This is a genomic window from Vibrio genomosp. F6 (genome assembly GCF_005146325.1).
GTDB lineage: Bacteria > Pseudomonadota > Gammaproteobacteria > Enterobacterales > Vibrionaceae > Vibrio > Vibrio cortegadensis.
In genome coordinates, this window is record NZ_SYUT01000042.1 from 14,845 (window position 1) to 32,169 (window position 17,325).

General features: G+C 41.6%; 16 protein-coding genes. 11 read left to right on the plus strand and 5 right to left on the minus strand.

The window, feature by feature from the left end:
* The first annotated feature begins 1 nt into the window (after nucleotide 1).
* The 5 genes from FCV43_RS15560 to FCV43_RS15580 are packed head-to-tail and all read left to right on the plus strand — an operon-like array spanning nucleotide 2 to nucleotide 5,907.
* Nucleotides 2-1,021: an ABC transporter permease subunit gene (locus FCV43_RS15560; protein ID WP_029203283.1), complete on the plus strand. Its 1,020-nt coding sequence runs from the start codon at nucleotides 2-4 to the stop codon at nucleotides 1,019-1,021.
* Nucleotides 1,022-1,024: 3 nt separating this feature from the next.
* Nucleotides 1,025-2,068, plus strand: coding sequence for an ABC transporter permease (locus tag FCV43_RS15565; RefSeq protein WP_017051852.1), 1,044 nt, complete (start codon nucleotides 1,025-1,027; stop codon nucleotides 2,066-2,068).
* Nucleotides 2,069-2,120: 52 nt separating this feature from the next.
* Complete coding sequence (locus tag FCV43_RS15570; RefSeq protein ID WP_136995700.1) at nucleotides 2,121-3,923, plus strand: extracellular solute-binding protein; 1,803 nt, start codon at nucleotides 2,121-2,123, stop codon at nucleotides 3,921-3,923.
* Between the two features lie 17 nt (nucleotides 3,924-3,940).
* Nucleotides 3,941-4,927, plus strand: coding sequence for an ABC transporter ATP-binding protein (locus tag FCV43_RS15575; RefSeq protein WP_136995701.1), 987 nt, complete (start codon nucleotides 3,941-3,943; stop codon nucleotides 4,925-4,927).
* Entirely contained in the window at nucleotides 4,927-5,907 is a 981-nt protein-coding gene (locus FCV43_RS15580; RefSeq protein WP_113799679.1) for an ABC transporter ATP-binding protein, read from the plus strand. The genes FCV43_RS15575 and FCV43_RS15580 overlap by 1 nt, the downstream gene beginning before the upstream one ends.
* Before the next feature lie 78 nt (nucleotides 5,908-5,985).
* Here the strand turns inward: FCV43_RS15580 and FCV43_RS15585 are convergent, their stop codons facing one another.
* Together FCV43_RS15585 and hmpA are read right to left on the minus strand one after the other, a co-directional pair.
* Nucleotides 5,986-6,771, minus strand: a complete 786-nt coding sequence (locus tag FCV43_RS15585) for a helix-turn-helix domain-containing protein (RefSeq protein WP_136995702.1) — start codon at nucleotides 6,769-6,771, stop codon at nucleotides 5,986-5,988.
* A gap of 377 nt (nucleotides 6,772-7,148) precedes the next feature.
* Nucleotides 7,149-8,345: an NO-inducible flavohemoprotein gene (gene hmpA, locus FCV43_RS15590; RefSeq protein ID WP_136995703.1), complete on the minus strand. Its 1,197-nt coding sequence runs from the start codon at nucleotides 8,343-8,345 to the stop codon at nucleotides 7,149-7,151.
* A gap of 359 nt (nucleotides 8,346-8,704) precedes the next feature.
* On the opposite strand from hmpA, the gene norR reads away from it, so the two are divergent.
* Both norR and FCV43_RS15600 read left to right on the plus strand, forming a co-directional pair.
* Nucleotides 8,705-10,288, plus strand: coding sequence for a nitric oxide reductase transcriptional regulator NorR (gene norR, locus FCV43_RS15595; protein WP_017051858.1), 1,584 nt, complete (start codon nucleotides 8,705-8,707; stop codon nucleotides 10,286-10,288).
* Nucleotides 10,289-10,392: 104 nt separating this feature from the next.
* Nucleotides 10,393-10,752 (plus strand): glutaredoxin family protein, encoded by a 360-nt coding sequence (locus FCV43_RS15600; protein ID WP_136995704.1) that lies wholly within the window; start codon nucleotides 10,393-10,395, stop codon nucleotides 10,750-10,752.
* Between the two features lie 153 nt (nucleotides 10,753-10,905).
* Here the strand turns inward: FCV43_RS15600 and FCV43_RS15605 are convergent, their stop codons facing one another.
* Nucleotides 10,906-11,511: an OmpA family protein gene (locus tag FCV43_RS15605; protein ID WP_136995705.1), complete on the minus strand. Its 606-nt coding sequence runs from the start codon at nucleotides 11,509-11,511 to the stop codon at nucleotides 10,906-10,908.
* Nucleotides 11,512-11,750: 239 nt separating this feature from the next.
* On the opposite strand from FCV43_RS15605, the gene FCV43_RS15610 reads away from it, so the two are divergent.
* On the plus strand, nucleotides 11,751-12,377 hold the full coding sequence (locus FCV43_RS15610) for a thioredoxin domain-containing protein (protein WP_136995706.1): 627 nt from the start codon (nucleotides 11,751-11,753) through the stop codon (nucleotides 12,375-12,377).
* A 17-nt stretch (nucleotides 12,378-12,394) separates the two neighbouring features.
* Nucleotides 12,395-12,868, plus strand: a complete 474-nt coding sequence (locus tag FCV43_RS15615) for an FKBP-type peptidyl-prolyl cis-trans isomerase (protein ID WP_017051862.1) — start codon at nucleotides 12,395-12,397, stop codon at nucleotides 12,866-12,868.
* A gap of 96 nt (nucleotides 12,869-12,964) precedes the next feature.
* On the opposite strand, the gene FCV43_RS15620 is transcribed toward FCV43_RS15615, so the two are convergent.
* Entirely contained in the window at nucleotides 12,965-13,912 is a 948-nt protein-coding gene (locus tag FCV43_RS15620; protein ID WP_136995707.1) for a LysR family transcriptional regulator, read from the minus strand.
* 315 nt (nucleotides 13,913-14,227) lie between these two features.
* Between FCV43_RS15620 and FCV43_RS15625 the strand changes: the two genes are divergently transcribed.
* Together FCV43_RS15625 and FCV43_RS15630 are read left to right on the plus strand one after the other, a co-directional pair.
* A complete protein-coding gene (locus FCV43_RS15625) occupies nucleotides 14,228-15,457 on the plus strand; it encodes a DEAD/DEAH box helicase (protein WP_136995708.1) in 1,230 nt (409 codons plus the stop codon).
* A 331-nt stretch (nucleotides 15,458-15,788) separates the two neighbouring features.
* On the plus strand, nucleotides 15,789-16,010 hold the full coding sequence (locus FCV43_RS15630) for a hypothetical protein (protein WP_017051865.1): 222 nt from the start codon (nucleotides 15,789-15,791) through the stop codon (nucleotides 16,008-16,010).
* Between the two features lie 167 nt (nucleotides 16,011-16,177).
* On the opposite strand, the gene FCV43_RS15635 is transcribed toward FCV43_RS15630, so the two are convergent.
* Nucleotides 16,178-17,050 carry an NAD(P)-dependent oxidoreductase gene (locus FCV43_RS15635; RefSeq protein ID WP_136995709.1) on the minus strand — a complete coding sequence of 291 codons (873 nt, stop codon included), beginning with the start codon at nucleotides 17,048-17,050 and terminating at the stop codon, nucleotides 16,178-16,180.
* Nucleotides 17,051-17,325: the final 275 nt, after the last annotated feature.

Genomic DNA, 17,325 nt, shown 5'->3' on the forward strand with positions numbered 1-17,325 from the left:
ATTGTTAGCCTATTTTAGCCGGCGATTGCTTTTAATTATTCCGACCTTCATCGGGGTTACCTTGCTCGTTTTTGCACTCACGCGATTTGTTCCCGGTGGGCCTGTAGAGCGTATGATTTCCCAAATGCAGAGCCAATCGATTGATGGAGGCAGCTCTGGACAGCAAGGCTCGCAATCCTTATCAGAAGAACAAATAGCCGAACTGAATGCATTCTATGGTTTAGACAAACCCATTTTAGAAGCGTATCACGAGTGGTTACTCAAGCTCGTTCAATTTGATCTCGGAGAATCGACACGCTATTACGAGCCTGTATGGGATATGATTAAAGAGCGACTTCCTGTCTCCATGTTTTATGGATTCTGGACATTTGTGATCAGCTATCTTGTCTCTATTCCCCTTGGAATTCTTAAAGCCATCAAACATGGTTCTAAATTCGACAATGTCAGTTCTGTCATGGTGTTTCTTGGTTACGCGCTGCCTAATTATGTCGTTGGCGTTTTCTTAATATCCTTCTTCGCTTTCCATTTAGGTTGGTTCCCGATGGGAGGATTTGTCAGTGATGAATTTGATGAACTAGAATCGATGCAACAAATCGCTGATGTTTTCTCACACGCTTTCCTCCCTCTGATCTGCTATATCATCGGTGACTTCGCAATTTTAACCATGACAATGAAGAACAACTTACTCGAAAATTTAGCCGCTGATTACGTAAAAACAGCGATCGCAAAAGGCTTACCTTTTAGCAAAGCAGTAAGAAGACATGCACTTCGCAACAGCTTGATCCCTATAGCGAGCCATCTTGGTAACGTTGTTTCTGTATTTGTCGCAGGCTCATTTCTCATTGAGGTTGTTTTCAACATTGATGGTATCGGCTTACTTGGGTACGAATCGATCGTTGAACGAGACTACCCTGTTGTAATGGGCATTCTTACCATTTCATCTCTACTGCTTATGTTTGGCAATATTCTTTCAGACTTATGTGTGGCGGCAGTAGACCCAAGAGTGAAATTTGGACGTTAATGTATGCAAATTGATCCGCTAACAAAGAAAAAAATAAAACGATTTCGTTCAATAAAACGCAGTTATTACTCATTTATCATTTTAACTGCCTTGGTACTTTTATCTTCGATTGCAGAGGTTTTTGTCAATAATAAAGCCTTAATGGTCTCTTATGATGGCGAGTGGTATTTCCCAACCTACAGCCGAGTCGTAAGCGGTAGAACCTTAGGTCAAGATTATGATTACGAAGCTAATTACCGAGAACTGCAGTCTATTTTTGAAACAGAAGACGAAGGCAATTGGGTGCTTTTACCCATTATCCCTTGGGATCCTTATGAGCAGGATTTTGATGGCGTCAACTACCCACCGACAGCACCATCATTAGCAGACAAGCACTATTTCGGCACCGATCAATCTGGCCGAGATGTATTAGCTCGCCTTATCTATGGTTTTAGAATCGCCATTTGGTTCGCAATGCTCACACTTACCATCTCTTACACAATAGGTGTCCTTGTCGGTTCTTTGATGGGGTATATGGGAGGGCGATTTGACTTGATCATGCAGCGCATTATCGAAGTCTGGTCTATGGTTCCATTCTTGTATGTCATCATGATTATGGTTTCAATCATTAAACCGAGCTTTTTCCTGTTTGTTCTCATCAACGTTCTTTTCGGTTGGATAAGTATCACTTGGTATATGAGAACGATGACTTATAAAGAAAAGGCGCGAGAGTACGTCACCGCTGCAAGAGCTCAGGGAGCGGGAATGCTACGGGTGATCGTTAAACACATTTTGCCAAACACAATGGTGATGATCGTAACGCTGGCCCCTTTTGGCATCGTCGCCAATATCACAACATTGACAGCATTAGATTACTTAGGCTTAGGGCTCATGCCACCGACACCAAGTTGGGGCGATCTCCTTCAGCAAGGAAAATCAAACCTTGATGCGTACTGGATCATCAGTTCCGTGGTGTTTGCCATTGTTTCGGTTTTAACTATGGTGACATTTATCGGTGAAGGTGTTCGCGAGGCATTCGATCCAAAGAAATACACTCGGTACATTTAATCATGCTATGAGCGCAAGGCTGCGCTCTTATTCAAATAGCTTTGGAGCTAAAATGAACAAAATATCAATGACACTATTGCTGATTTTCAGCTTTTTATATCAAAGTTTTGCCATCGCCCAAGATCTGCCGACGGACCTCAACTGGATCACAAATAACGATCAACCTCTCTTTGCTGATGACAATGCGAAGCAAGGTGGAACTTATCGCCTTCATCTATCGAGTTTTCCACTCACTATGCGCACCGTTGGGCCAGACTCTAATGGTAGCTTCCGTGCTTTCATTATGGATGGAAACCCATCACTCCTTCAAAAGCACCCCAACACACGTCAGTACATTCCAGCACTCGCGAAACAATGGGCATTTGGTCAAGATCAAAAAACCATCTACTTCAAACTCGATGAGTCCGCTCGGTGGACAGATGGAAAGCCAGTAACCAGCGAAGACTTCCGCTTCGTTTTCGATTATATGAAAAGTGATAACACAAGAGCGCCTTGGTACAAGGACTATTACACGAACAAAATCGCCAGTATTACCATTTTTGATAAGACCACATTCGCACTTCATTCTGCCGATGCTTTAGCCAATGATGAACTGCTGATGCGCTTAAATATTTTGCCTAAACCTGCTCATTTTTATCCAAAAGGGATCACTAAAGATTTTGTTAAGCGTTACAACTGGAAAGCAGAACCCGTTACAGGCCCGTACAAAGTATCCAAAATCAAAAAAGGGAAATTTGTTAAGTTGTCAAAAGTTGATAACTGGTGGGGATACGGCAACAAATATTATCAACACCGTTACAACGTCGACAATATTCTCCTAAAAGTGATTCGCGACTCAGATATTTCAATCAAATATTTTGAGAAAGGAGAACTTGATGCGTATTACATGGTTTTCCCATCAATTTGGCATGACAAAGCAAAAGGTGAACTCTACGAACGCGGCTTTATTGAAAAAGAGTGGTTCTTCAACGAATCACCACAAGGTGCAGCAGGCGTTTGGCTTAACCTTGCGGCTGATAAAATGAACAACAAAAACCTTCGTCGCGGTATTGCTCACTCACTCAACGTTCCTAAAATGATTGAGATCGCGCTACGTGGGGATTATAGCCACCAGCAAGGGTTCGGCTCTGGTTTCGGTGAGTACGATAACAAACAAATTAAAGCAAAACCTTTCGACGTAGAACTTGCAGATAAGTACTTCGATATGGCGGGCTACTCATCTCTAGACAAAGATGGAATCCGTATGAATGACAAAGGTGAACGCCTCAGTATTACTCTGACATACTTGTCAAAAATGCACTCCCCTCGCGTTATTGTCCTTAAGGAAGAAGCTCGAAAAGCCGGTTTAGAAATTGAACTCAAATTAGTGGACGGTGCGACAGGGTTTAAGTCTCTGTTAGAAAAGAAACATCAAGCAGCATTCTTAGGAATGGGGGCCCCCTCAACTCCTGTTTATTGGCAATACTTCCATTCAAGTAATGCAAAACCACAAACCAACAACTTCACCAATTATTCAAACACTGAGATGGATAAATTAATTGAAGCATATGATTCTGAGTTCGATGTAAAAGAAAAAGCCGCTCTTTCGCGTCTTATCCAGCAGAAAATAGCGGATTGTGATTGTGTCATACCAACCTACTCTGTCCCGTTTTCAAGAGCAGCACATTGGCGTTACGTCAAACTTCCAAAATCAATTGGTACGGCTCTATCTCGCGATATTCTTGATGCTAAAAGTATGGAATATGGACTTTTCTGGATTGATTTAGAAGAGAAAAAAGCAACGAAAAAAGCGCTTAAATCGGGACAGTCGTTCCCACCAGTGACTCGTATCGAAAATCGTTTCGCCAACCAATAACGGACTGTATTAGCAATATGAATAACGATTGTATTTTATCGGTAAGAGATCTGGAAACGACGTTCACAACCGATGACGGAGAAGTAAAAGTACTCGATGGTATTTCCTTTGATATCACAAGAGGAAAAACCATTGGTATTGTCGGCGAATCGGGTTGCGGAAAGAGCGTGACGGCGGCATCGATCATGGGACTTTTGCCTCACCCTTACGGAAAAGTCACATCTGGTCAAATTGAGTACAAAGGTACTGACTTAGTCAAAATGTTACCAGAAGCTCTGTATAAAACCCGTGGCAATGAGATCTCAATGATCTTTCAAGACCCAATGACCGCATTAAATCCAGTACATACGATTGGCAAGCAACTGTGCGAAGCCTATGAACTTCACCGCCCTGACCTTTCAGCCTCTGCGCAAAAATCTGCCGCGATTGATATGCTGAAACGAGTTGGTATCCCTGCGGCTGAAGAGCGCATTAATGTTTATCCGCATGAACTATCTGGTGGGATGCGTCAACGAGTCATGATAGCTATGGCCCTTGCCTGCGAGCCTGAAATACTGATTGCCGATGAACCGACAACCGCTCTCGATGTCACAGTCCAAGCTCAAATTCTTGACCTTATGGCAAAAATGCAAGAGCAGAGCAACATGGCGATCATCCTTATTACCCACGATATGGGCGTCGTAGCCGAAAGCTGTGATGAAGTTGTCGTCATGTATGCTGGGCATGTGGTGGAGAAGGCTGACGTATTCACTCTATTTGAATCACCGAAGCACCCCTATACACAAGGTCTCTTACAGTCCATCCCAAGAATAGACGGTACCCCAAAATCCATTTTAGGCACTATTCCAGGTTCAGTTCCGAGTTTAAATGATATGCCTTCTGGCTGTCGATTTAGAAACCGCTGCCAATACCAAACATCACGTTGTGCTGAATCAGTGCCAACTCTCACACCAGTCAGTGACGAGCATGCTGTCAGCTGTTTTCTCATTTCGGAGGATAAATAGTGGCTAAAACTATTTTGGAAGTCTTGAATTTAAAGCAGCATTACGCGCTTCGAGGCGGGTTATTCACAAAAACTCAGTACGTATATGCGGTTGATGGTGTTTCTTTTGCTGTTAAAGCAGGAGAAACCCTTGGATTAGTTGGTGAATCTGGTTGTGGGAAAAGCTCTCTCGGCCGATCTTTACTTAAACTACACGAACCAACTTCTGGTCAAATAATCTATCGCGGTCAGGATATAACACACTTCACTCAGAAACAGATGGTGTCACTTCGTAAAGAAATGCAGATCATTTTCCAGGACCCAATGGAAAGCTTAAATAGCCGTCATACTGTAGGGAGTATTTTAGAGGAACCGTTTGAAATACATAACATTGGTACCAAACAAGAACGGAAACAAAAAGTACGAGACCTATTGGTTAAAGTCGGGTTACCTGAATCCGCAGAGAGTCGCTACCCTCATGAGTTTTCAGGTGGTCAAAGGCAAAGGATCGGTATTGCAAGAGCCATCGCTCTCAATCCAAAATTGATTATTTGCGATGAAGCCGTATCTGCACTTGATGTTTCTGTTCAATCTCAAATTATTAACTTGTTATTAGAATTACAAAAAACCATGAATCTAGCGTTGGTATTCATCGCACATGATCTTTCTGTTGTTCGTCATATTTCAGATAATATTGCTGTGATGTACTTAGGGAAGGTGGTTGAAATGAGCGATACGCAATCACTCTTTGCTAACCCACAACACCCTTATACACGCGCTTTGATTTCAGCGATTCCACTTCCAGACCCGAAATTAAGGGGAAAGAGAGAGCTTTTAAAAGGCGATGTCCCCTCTCCGATCTCACCACCAGAAGGTTGCCACTTTGCGTCAAGATGCCGATTTTCAACACCTGAATGTCTGGAGCACTACCCTGATCTCAAAGTGAGATCTTCTAATCATAGTGTTGCTTGTCATTTGGAAGTCGAAAGAATAGCGATATAACAGAAGAACAACACGTATACAGGGGAAGCCGCATGTTTGTTTTCTCTGTGTACGATGCGCGAACTCTAAAAAACGCAGTTAACCTTCTAATTTAGCTATCTCATCTTTGATCTGTTTTAGAAATGTATTTGGTAGTGGCTGAATGCCTTCTGAAAAGTTCAATGTTTCATGAGGGGCGACACACAACAATACATTGCGCATTTCACCATCTTGCTCTTCCTTCATATTCTCAGAATGATACTTTAGCACTTCTTGAGTAAGAAGCTTGTTCAACGCTTCAATCTGAGGCTCTTTCAAATTCATCCGAGAAAAACCAACACGAACACAGTTAGGGCTTTCCAACGCCTGAGATTTTAGAATGGTTTTATACTTCGCACTCAATTTTGAGTCGTTAGAAAAGCGATAGTAAAATGGGCCATTTAATTGAATCTTATTTTCATCGGTTAGCTTCACCAAACCCAGCATTTCAAGTGCACGAGAGTAAGCATAGGTTGAAGCGACATCTAACCCATGTTTCTCTTTCATATAATCATGGCTATCGCGATGCCTTATGTGTCTCAACTCTCGATAAAAGTCATATAAGTGTGGGAATTTATAGAAAATTTCATCTTGCGTATGATTAAAAAAACTTTCGTTATCATGCTGCAATTTAACGGCAATTTTCTGCAATTCATCAAGTGTCGTGTCCGTTTCACGACAGTAATCCAACAAGCGATCCAGAGTGATGTTTGGGCTGTATAAGTGACGTTTAAATGTTGAAAGTGGTACCCCAACACGATCGGCAAGATCACGGTAAGTTCGCCCTTTCGCTTTAATCACACTTCTTAACGCCGCTAATAAATACTCTGAATTTGCCGTCCGCATCCTGCTGAACTCCTACGTCATTGTTCGATGAATCATAGTATTTGTATATAAGTTATAACTTTTAGCAACCTATTTCTTATAAAATGCTGCCACACGGTTATTAATCGCTCGTATTAAGAAGGAGGGAGATGGTCAAGATAGTTTACTAATCAATAATTTATTATCGGTTAATACTACAGAGTGTATGCTGTAACTCTTCAATCGCCCCAAAGGTTTTAGTGTGGGCCAGTCACATCCATTCACTTGCGGTATCTACATCTGGATGCAAAGTAGAAATAAAGAGTCGCCAATTAAAGTGAGTCACACGGCTTAACTTTTCATGTGACTCAATTTATTCATTACTGGTTTATCAATAAGGCGTTAGACTCAACCCATATTTACAAGTTTGCATGAGGCCCAAACACTTCATAATGTACTCGCTCACGTGGCACATTTAATTCATCAAGCTGCTTAACAACAAAATCCATAAATGGTACAGGGCCGCAGACATAGAAATCACCATTATCCAACGGCAATTCACTCGTAATCGAGTCAAGATTCATCTCACCAAAATGTTGGTGACTCGCGGCTATTTTCTCATGACTACAGCGGTACCATGTCTTTTGATTCCAACCATTGATTGAAATCAGATCATTCACTTCTTCGATAAAGGAATGCTGTTCTTGAGTCTCACAAGCATGTAAATATGTCACTTGTTTATCTTCAATGCCAGATAAGCTCTGCAGCATGGCTTGCATTGGCGTCACACCTACACCGGCAGAAATCAAAACTACCGGCTTCTCACGTTCCACATAGTAAAAATCACCAGCAGGTGCATAAAGCTTTACACTATCTCCGACTTCAACGTGATCGTGTAAATGATTAGACACCAATCCAACATTGTCAGTGTTAACACCTTCACGCTTAACTGAAATACGGTAGGTCTTTCCGTTCGGTTTTTGTGATAGTGAATATTGGCGTATTTCCTTGTAATCACCGTTTTCAGGTTTCACTTCAATACCAATATATTGACCAGGGTGAAAATCCAACACTGTGTTGTTATCTTTGGGCTCAAATACAAAACTGGTCACGAGCTGTGATTCCATCGTTTTATCTTTCACAATAAACTCACGGGCAGCAGACCAACCGCCAATCGCTTGTTTGCGCTGAAGGTATAGCTCCCCTTCTCTATCAATAAAGATTTGTGCCAAAAATAAGTATGCAGCGGTCCATGCCTCTTCGACTTCTTGCGTGAATGCCTCTGTCGCTAGCTCTCGCAATGTTTCAATTAAGTGATGGCCTACTATTTGATAGTGCTCAGGCTGAATATTGAAACTCGTGTGCTTTTGCGCAATTCTTTCTACCGCAGATGTTAAAGCCGCTAGGTTATCGATATTTTTTGCGTATGCCGCAATCGCTTCAAACAGAGCAACACCTTGACGGCCTGTTTTTTGGTGAGTCATATTAAAAATATCTTTCAACTCAGGGTTGTGAGAAAACATGCGCTGATAGAAATGTTGCGTTAATGCAGGTCCTGCGTTTTCAAGCAGTGGAATGGTACTCTTAATAATATTGATATGTTGTTCATTAAGCATGAAATGCTCCATCTTTGGGGTATATGGCTTCGCCACACCGAACTTCACCTGTTGAGCAAGTGAAAGTTAGAATTAAAACAAGCCCAAAACGGTTACATTGTTCAATGTGAACTCGATTTGAGGCGGACTTTAGATTTAGTGTTAGTGAACACTTAACGGTGAATTTTCTTCACTCTGTTATTAACGAAGAATCATTATCACTTCGTTATCCCCTCATTGCATTTTCAGTGCCAATAGCAAAAAACCTTTATCTACTTGTGTTTAGCCGCCAAATTAAAGAAAAACAAGTCAAGATGACCGCTTTCATTTGAGTCGAAATGACACTACTATAGCAAAATGTCTTTTTGAGAATGATTAACATGCAAGATATTACAGCATCCACGCTGATGGAAATGACCATAGGTTTAGCAAGCGGCTTAAATGATCAAGATAGGTTTAACAAGCTTATCGATGCTATACGCAAAACAATTCATTGTGACTGTGTTGCTCTCCTTTCATTGCAAGGTGATTACCTCGTCCCATTGGCCATGCAGGGCCTCAGCAGAGACACATTGGGTCGCCACTTTGCCATCAGTGAACACCCTCGCTTTAATGAAATATGCGAATCAAAAACACCGATCATTTTTGATTCAGACAGCCCACTTCCCGATCCATTTGATGGCCTTCTTATTGATCATGACGGGGATCTTCCCATGCATGCGTGTATGGGACTGCCGCTTATCTTCAGTGATAAACTGCTTGGCGTTTTGACTCTCGATAGCCTCACCCCTGATGTTTTCAATGCTATCCCTGCGCGCAGTCTAGAAGTCCTTTCTGCCATTGCCGCTTCAACCGTAAAAATGGCCTTCACTTTCTCCCAGCTTGAAACACAAGCAAAGCAATCTCGCCAACTTCTAGAAGAGCTTAACGAAGAAGCGTGGGAAAGAGATGGCGGTGAAATGATTGGCCACAGTTCAAGTATGGTGGCGTTGAAAAATGATATCGAAGTCGTCGCGCCTTCCCATTTCAATATCTTGATCCATGGTGAAACGGGAGTCGGAAAAGAGCTTGTTGCAAGAACCCTTCATCACCAGTCACAAAGAAAACGCAAACCTCTGGTTTATGTAAACTGCGCAGCTTTGCCAGAAAATTTAGTAGAAAGTGAATTGTTCGGCCATGTCCGTGGCGCATTTACTGGGGCTGACAAAAATCGCCAAGGAAAGTTTGCATTAGCTGATGGCGGGACTCTTTTCCTCGATGAAATAGGTGAACTGCCTCTTGCTGCACAGAGCAAACTTCTGCGAGCATTGCAAAATAACGAAATCCAACCAGTTGGCCAAGATAACATCCAAACGATTGATGTCCGTGTGCTTGCCGCCACCAATCGAGATCTCAAGAAAGAGGTCGAACAAGGCCGATTTAGAGCGGACTTATACCACCGCTTAAGTGTCTACCCTATTGCCATTCCTCCCCTTCGTGAGCGCGATGGTGACATTACCCTTTTAGCCGGTTTCTTCTTAGAGCAAGCGAGACGAAAACTTGGAATTGCGCAGATCAAATTTGGCCCCGCAGTACTGCCTCATCTTATGAGTTATTCATGGCCCGGAAACGTGCGTGAACTTGAACACGTCATAAACCGAGCGGCTTTAAAAGCTAAAGCGAGGCACTATAACAAGAAAGTAACGGTCATTAATGCCGATGATTGCGGTCACTTTGATGAAGTCATGACCAAACCGACGCATGTTGATAGCTCACCCACTCAGCCGGAAGTAGACTTATCACAAGGATTGAGAGAGGTGACAGATGAGTTTCAGCGTCACATTATCATCGCTGCTTTAGAGCAAGCCAATTACAACTGGGCACAGGCAGCAAGACAATTACAAACCGATCGAGCCAACCTCACCCGACTCGCAAAACGTTTGGGGCTTAACCTATCTAAAACGCACAAGATAGAACGTTTATAGATCATGATGCTGAAACATATATAAATAGTTTTGTTGATAAAGTAAGACTGGTACAATGTTGCCAAATTGTATGCAATATGTATTTAAACTAGGTAAAGGTAATTATGAAGTTTATCCGTTGGTTTCTAGGCAGAATTATTCTGGTACTCAATTTCGTTTTCACACCAAAAGGAATGAAGCGAGATCCAGAAGCTCAAAAACAACTTGATGCCAAAGCTCAAGGGTTATCACTGTACCAATTTGAAGCTTGCCCTTTTTGTGTAAAAGTTCGTCGTGCAATGAAACGTCAATCTATCAATATTGACCTTCGTGATGCAAAGAATGATGATGCGCATAAGCAAGCGTTGTTAGAGGGTGGTGGCCGCGTGAAAGTGCCTTGTCTTCGTATTGAAAGTAATGGTGAAACTCAATGGATGTATGAATCTTCAGACATCATTGCTTACCTTGAGAAAGAGTTTGCTTAAGTCGTAGAGTTCGTGCATCGGCAGACAGTAAAGCATTCAATCGAAACACTCATTAACCACTCAGTAAAAAGCCCCTAGACTGACGTTTAGGGGCTTTTTGAATTCTTTGGCTTTTTTGGATATTTTTTAGGAAGGAATAGTGGATCAGCATTGCTAATTCGCAACGATCAGCATTAATTCAACTCTTCGATTACACGCTTTGCCCACTTTAGATTGGTTTGAGCACGCGGGGACATATTCACCATAGCCACGAGTGTAAATTGAATTCATGGCGACTTTTTGCTTCATCAAAGACAACTTCACCTGTTTCGCTCGCGATTCTGAAAGCCCATCATTTAATCTATTGCTCCCAGTATTATCAGCATGCCCATCAATAACAATATCAATTCCAGGTTGACGCGCTAAATAGCTTCCCAACTCATTTAGCCACTGCTCCGAGTAACTTGAAACCGTAGAAGAACCCGATTCAAACTGAATACGGTTTTTTAGTCGAACCATCACGTAGTTACCAGGAAGGACTTCGTAATCAATACCACGAGTCGCTAAGAAGCTCTCTAATGAACTGTAGGCAGATGGACGCTGTTGACCTTGTGGGCCACCTACTGTGTGTTTCTTTTTCGTAGGCGAAACCACTCCCCGATCAGGGTATAGCAACTCTCCATCGTGTTGAGGCGCAGCATCCAGTAATCCGCCATACATGGTTGGCATGCTACTGCATCCTGATAAGAGAATACCTAAAAAGACAGCTATGTATTTCATAATGCACCACATTCCAATTCAGCTCTATGAATGACTTACCTATATATCGACCACAACGGTAAAACTTTAAGCATTTTTTTGCTACTTAGTTCGTTTTTATCACGTTTCTAAACCGATCGAATAAAACGTTCTTAGATGACAAAATAGGCCATCATTTGCAACAAGTTACAAAAAAACCAGTATCGATCTAATGACTTAGTAGGTAAAATCCAAGCATCATATTTTTTAAAAAGAATCCTATGTTTAAATTAATCTCAAGATTGTCAGCACTTGTTCTTGCTAGCTTCTTATTACTTGGCTGCTCAGAAAACAGTGTTCCTCAAGAAGGTTCTCAATTTCAAAGACTTCCAAATGATGTTAGCAACTATGATGTCGCCCCTTTAACTGAAGTCTTCTCACTTTCTTGCGGCCACTGCCGTAAAATGGAAAACTTTATACCTCAGATAGAATCTTTAACCTCTCAAAAAGTTGATAAGCTACATGTTACTTTCAATGAGACTGCTCAAATTGCGGCAATGATCTACTACACCGCCGTTATGCAGTTAGACACCACACCTGATCACGCATTTATGGATGAACTCTTTGCAGCCGTACAAATGGGTGAAGGTTCGACAAATACAGAGCGTCAAGCCGCTATTGAGAAAGCATTTCAAACTCGTGATCTTGTGAGCCCTTATCAACTGAATAAAGAGCAACAGGCCACACTATTTACTTACTTAGAAAAAGCTCAACACGTATCGGTTGCTGGCGAAATCAATTCTGTACCAACCTTTATTGTTAAAGGAAAGTACCAAGTATTGACCGCTGGACACGAAAACATTGAAGCTATCGCCCACACTATCTCTTACCTTCTGACTCAACCATAATAGTTAAGGACATCACTATGACTAAGTTTGTATTCCCAATTATCATTTTCCTACTTGCTGGATTCTTTATTTATCGCACATGGAATAATCACAAAGCTGCTGATATCAACTTTCAAATTGGCCAAGATTTCTTGGTAGAAAATGGGAAAAAAGAAGGGGTAATCACAACGGAAAGTGGCCTGCAATACCAAATCTTGAAGGAAGGCACTGGAACTGAGCACCCAACAGCTAAAAGCCGCGTGAAAGTGCATTATCACGGCACTTTAATTGATGGCACTGTCTTTGATAGCTCTGTAGAACGAAATGAGCCAATCGCATTTGGTCTTAATCAAGTCATTAAAGGCTGGACTGAGGGTGTGCAGTATATGGTTGAAGGTGAAAAGATTCGCCTGTTTGTACCAAGCACTTTAGGCTACGGAAAGAGTGGTTCTGGCCCAATTCCACCAGCAACGGTGCTTATCTTCGATATTGAACTGCTTGAGATTCAATAACCAGCACGAGCTTAGTTCAATAGTAAAATACAAATGGCCTTAGCTCAGGGCCATTTGTATATTTAATCAGCTCTATTGTGCCTGACGTTGATCGAATCAAAACCCCCAATCTGATGACGAAATATCACCAGATGCCAAATCGATAATTAATTCACGTAGCCATTTGTGGCTAGGATCATTATCAAAATGTCGATGCCATAACAGCGAATAACCGCCCGGTTCTAATTTAATCGGTAGAGGTTTTGCCACCAGATTATTATTTTTAACGAGCATCTTCACAGCAGACGCCGGATAGCACATCAAAAGATCACTCTGTTCACACAAAGCGATGGCGCTTTGAAGATCAGACACATTCACCGCACTATCTAGCTTCTTGCGTTCAAGATCGAGCACCTCTTTAAGCAGCCATCCACTGACACCACCGATAGTCACTTCTAAATGCCTATATTTCAAAAACGTTTCTATATTCCACTCTTCATTTAGTGCAGGATGCCCCTTTCGCATCAAACAAACAGAATAGTCACGAGCAAGTTCCACATAGCGAAGTTCATCTGGAATCGTCATGTAGTGAGATTTTGCGCGCTCATCCCACTCGTAAATTCCAATGGCAAAATCAATTTCGCACCTCAATAAGCGATGTAAACTCTCGTCACTCCAAGTTCGGCTATTAATGCTGATCCCTGGGGCTTGCTTAAGAAGACTCGGCATAAAACGGGAATAGGTTGCGGCATAAGCACTTTCAACTAAATCAAAATTGAAAGTTCGCTGGCTTTTTTCAGGTTCAAACTCCGTTGGAATAGCAAGCTGATCAATACGACGTAAAATTTCATGAATACTGGGTTGCAGTGCTAATGCTTTCGGTGTGGGATGCAAACCTTTAGCAACGCGCTCAAACAGGGGATCATTAAAGGTTTCTCTTAGCTTTCCTAACTGCTTACTAACCGCAGACTGACTAAGGTACAGTCGTGCAGCGGCAGCGGTTACACTTCGCTCTTCTAGTAGTACCGCTAATACTCGTAATAAATTCACATCAAAGTTCTTCACTAGAAAGCACATCCTATTCGTAATTTCATTGTTGATTGTATAAAGAAATTTCTATTTTTCAATCTCTTATATCCATATAGAACAATGTTACATTCAACACTCGAACAAATTATTGAGCGTAATGGTCGAACTCGTTAACCATTCCATTTCACCGCATGCTTTTTTTGAGCGGCCTATGCTTCTTCATGCTAGAATGCCGCCAATTTCGGCGATAACTGTAGACAAGCAGTGCTTATTGTTAAACGATAATTTAACAATAAGCACTCACCGCAGTTAAACGTCTATTTATTGAATCACCATTTATTGAGACTCACAATGCCATTCTCCAAACTTGGATTAAGCGATCCGATTTTAAAAGCAGTAGCTGAACTAGGCTATGAAACCCCAACGCCAATTCAAGAAAAAGCGATACCAACGGTACTAACAGGAAAAAACCTGATTGCAGCAGCCCAAACGGGTACGGGTAAGACGGCGAGCTTTGTATTGCCATTACTTGAAATGCTAAGTAACCGTGGACCTGTAAGAGCAAAACGCATTCGAGCGCTTATTCTTACCCCAACTCGCGAATTAGCGATTCAGATTAGCAAAAATATCGAAGAGTACGGTAAATACTTAGATATTAAATCGATGGCGATGTATGGCGGAGTGGACTACGCACCTCAGAAACAGTGTCTTATCGAAGGTGTCGATATTCTGGTTTCAACACCAGGCCGTTTGATCGACCTTTATGGTCAGCGCGCGGTTCATTTTGATGAAGTGGAAACTCTGGTTCTTGATGAAGCAGATCGCATGTTGGATATGGGTTTTATTGAAGATATCAATAAAATCATCGCTCGTTTACCACAAGATATCCAAAATTTACTGTTCTCAGCTACCTTATCGAATCCTGTAAGAGATCTTGCTAAATCGGCTATTAATGATGCTGAAGAGATTTCTATTGCTAAGCATAGCGCTTCAAAATCCAACATCAGTCAATGGCTAGTCGCGGTAGACAAAGATAAGAAATCAGCACTTCTCAGCCATTTAATTACCGATGGTGAATGGGACCAAGCTCTTATCTTTATCGAGACTAAGCATGGAGCAGCCAAACTTGTCAGCCAACTTGAAAAGCGTGGGATTAAAGCAGAAGCGATTCATAGTGGCCGAAGCCAACAAGTGCGAGCGCAAGTTTTAGAGCAATTCAAAGCGGGCAAAGTGAAGTTCCTTGTTGCGACCGGCGTGGCTGCTCGTGGTATCGACATTGATAACCTCAGCCGAGTGGTAAACTATGATCTTCCTTATCCGGCTGATGACTACATCCACCGTATTGGCCGAACGGGTCGTGCAAGTGCTGTAGGTGAAGCGATCTCTTTAGTTTCCAGAGATAACTTCAAGAATCTTTGTATGATTGAAAGTCGTTTAGGGCATTTAATCACTCGTAAAGAAATTGAAGGGTTTGTCCCAAGCAAAGAGCTACCAATTTCAATATTAAATTTTGTTCCCAAGCATAAGCGTAATACAGAGAATAATGATTCGGCACCTAGACCAAATAAGCGTCGACGTTAAACCTAGTTGGGCAGATAATACGTCTGCCCTTCTCTTTTTTGAAGCACATGAATTACCATCAATATCCTCCTAAAACTTCTAGCAACACGCCTCTCATTCTTAATAATGCCTAGTTTTTTATAAATTACTTATTCCTTATAAAACAGCAACTTACGTTTAAGTTAAATAAACTAACATAATAAAAAATATAACTAAAAGTATAACGGATTGTTTTATCTACTTAATTTATTAAACACCTAAATACACCTTCATTTTATTTCCAACTACTAATTTGACGAAACGACTTCGCAGTTCTAAATTTAGTAAATTACCAACCAAGGAGTAGAGTAAAATGAAAAGGATGAATCCATCTTATCGATTACAAATCATCAAAGAGGTTGCACTCAGAAACCAAGCAGCTTGTCCAAACGATCCGATGGCGAAACACATTTCACACATTCTCGAGTCTCGGCCCAATTCAAACCATATGGTTGAACATCGGCAAGAGTTTAGCGGCAATCACTATGACGAACATGTTGGCGGCTGGGTAAGTAATGTATGGGGGCAAAAATAATAGTAGGGACATGACCATAGTGTAGCAACGCGCTATTAGTCACGATGTTGATGCAAACTTTTACTCACCGTACCGGAATCAAACCAATTGAACATTGGCTTAAAGCAATAAAAGAGTGCATCAACTAATCTGTCTATCACATCAATGTTTTAGGTATTTGCTACTGATCATTGTGTCAGTGATTTTATCAATACCGACGTATCCATCCGACCAAGTCCCATCTTCTGCAACGCTTCATATTGAGCATCTACCGTTTTTGTCAGTGGTAAATCTAGCTCGTGACGCTTCGCCTCATCTAAGCAAATAGAAAGATCTTTTCTCATCCAGTCTATCGCAAAACCAAAGTCAAAGCTGTCTTGCGCCATTGTCACAGCACGATTTTCCATCTGCCAAGATCCAGCTGCACCATGTTTTAATACATCTGTAACTTGTTCAATATCTAAGTTAGCTTCCTTTGCTAACAGGATCGCTTCACTTAACCCTTGCAGCACACCAGCGATACAGATTTGGTTTACCATTTTACAACGCTGCCCTTGGCCGTTTTCGCCAAGTAATACTGACTGTTTTGCGTAAGCATCCATTACTGGTGAAACAGACTCATAGATAGTTGGCTCACCACCACACATAATTGTAAGTGCGCCATTTTCTGCACCCGCCTGTCCACCAGAGACCGGAGCGTCAACAAAACGAAGCCCTTGTTCTGCACATGCTTTTGCTAGCTCAATAGCAAGATCAGCCGAAGTAGTCGTGTGGTCTACGATAACTGCACCAGGTTTCAAACCTGCAATCACGCCATGCTCACCATACATAACGCTTCTTACATCATCATCGTTGCCGACACAAACAAACGCAATATCGCAACCTTCCGCTGCCAATTTCGGTGAACTCTGATAATCACCAGAATATTGCTCCACCCATGATTGTGCTTTTTCTGTTGAACGATTAAAGACGGTAACGTCATGCCCTGCGAGTTTCAAATGCCCCGCCATTGGATAGCACATAACCCCTAAGCCAATAAAAGCGACCTTTTTGGTTCCCATGCACTTTCTCCTATCATTTTATTATTCTTACATAAGGTCTATCAGGTTAATGGCTTTGGCTGAACATATCAACGGGCTCTAAGACAAACATTACTTACATCTCTACTATGTTTAATTTATTAATTAAATTTACTAATTATATTTATCACACATAAATGAAATAACACTGGTGCTCTAAAAAAAGAAATAACATCCAAGATATTGTAAGAAACCCTGCATAAATGAATAATTTAGACCCCAAGGAGTACAAACCGAACATCAGAACTTAAATACAC